The sequence below is a fragment of the Bradyrhizobium manausense genome (assembly GCF_001440035.1).
Classification (GTDB): Bacteria; Pseudomonadota; Alphaproteobacteria; order Rhizobiales; family Xanthobacteraceae; genus Bradyrhizobium; species Bradyrhizobium manausense.
In genome coordinates this window covers 2,591-4,425 of sequence record NZ_LJYG01000115.1, presented here as the reverse complement: position 1 = coordinate 4,425, position 1,835 = coordinate 2,591, and the positions used below count along the sequence as shown (strand labels likewise).

Here is a 1,835-nt window from a genome sequence, read left to right as displayed (position 1 = left end):
GGTTATTCCACCAAGTCGAACGTCTCCACCACGATCTCCGGTGCAACGGCGGCCGATTTGCGTGGCACGACCTCCTTCGCCAGCGCGACCGCAAGCAGCAACGTCATTTATGACGGCGCGGCCGGCGGCACCACCGCTGCCAGCGGCACCACCACCCTCGGCGCCACCATCGGCGTTCTGCAGGGAACGGCGGCAACGGCCGGTGACGGCTCCACGGCTCTGACCGGCGCCATCACCCTGATCGCGTCCAGCGGCACCTCGGCGACCGGCCTGGTCGGCAACGCCCAGCCAGCTGACGGCGACACGCTGACGGTCAACGGCAAGACCATCACCTTCCGTGCGGGCTCGGCTCCGGCAACCTCCGGCGTTCCGACCGGTTCCGGCGTCAGCGGCAACATCGTCACGGACGGCAATGGCAACTCGACCGTCTATCTCGGCACCTCGGGTACGCCAGCTGCAAACGTCAGCGACCTATTGACCGCGGTCGATCTCGCCAGCGGCGTCAAGACGGTTTCGATTAGCGCCGGCGCTGCGACCATCGCCACCAGCGTCAACCAGACCGCCTCGAGCGTCGGCGGCGGCAAGGTCTCGCTGGAAACCTCGACCGGTGCGGATCTGAGCGTGACGGGCAAGGCTGACCTGCTCAAGGCTCTCGGCCTGACGACGTCGGTCGGCGGCGGCAACGCCACCGTCAACGTCGCCAGGACCACCAGCTCGGCCTCGCTGGGCTCGACGATTGCTGACGGCTCGACGCTGAATGTCGACGGTCACGTCATCACGTTCAAGAACGCCCCGACCCCCGGCACCACCGGTGCGCCGAGCGTTCCGTCCGGCTTCGGTGCGAGCGGTGCGGTCGTCACAGACGGCAACGGCAACTCGACCGTCTACCTGCAGGCCGGAACCGTCAACGACGTGCTGAAGGCGATCGACCTTGCCACCGGCGTGCAGACCGCGACCGTCAACGCCAACGGCACCGCGACGCTTGCGACGGCCACCGGCCAGACCAACTCGTCGATCAACGCTTCGGGCCAGCTGAAGATCTCGACCGGCGTCAACGCCGATCTGTCGGTCACCGGCACCGGCAATGCGCTGAACGTGCTTGGCCTCGCCGGCAACACCGGCACGGCGAATGCCTTCACCGCGGCGCGCACCTCCGGCATCGGCGGTATCACCGGCAAGACCTTGACCTTCACCTCCTTCAGCGGCGGCACGGCGGTCAACGTCACTTTCGGCGACGGTACCAACGGCACGGTCAAGACGCTCGATCAGCTCAACACGCAGTTGCAGGCCAACAACCTGACTGCGACGATCGACGCCAATGGCCGGCTGACGATCTCGACCACCAACGACTACGCGTCCTCGACCATCGGTTCGAGCACTGCAGGTGGTTCGATCGGCGGCACGCTCACCACGTCCCTGACGTTCTCGACGGCTTCCACCCCCGTCCCGGATGCGGTTGCCCAGACGGCTCGCGCCAACCTCGTAAACCAGTACAACAACATCCTCCAGCAGATCGACTCGACTGCGCAGGACTCCTCGTTCAACGGCGTCAACCTGTTGAACGGCGACCAGCTCAAGCTGGTGTTCGACGAGACCGGCAAGTCGAGCCTGAGCATCACCGGCGTGACCTACAACTCCAAAGGTCTGGGCCTCGCTGCGTTGACCGGTGGTGTCGACTTCATCGACAACTCTGCCACCAACAAGGTGCTGACCAACCTGAACGCCGCTTCGAGCACGCTGCGCTCGGAAGCTTCGGCTCTGGGTTCGAACCTGACGATCGTGCAGGTTCGTCAGGACTTCAACAAGAACCTGATCAACGTGCTGCAGACCGGCTC

Annotated in this window: 1 protein-coding gene; it reads left to right on the top strand. The window is 65.4% G+C overall.

Annotation, left to right across the window (positions count from 1 at the left end):
• Positions 1–1,835, top strand: a 1,835-nt coding sequence (locus tag AOQ71_RS49435) for a DUF1522 domain-containing protein (RefSeq protein WP_057759149.1), incomplete at both ends; no start/stop codon positions are given.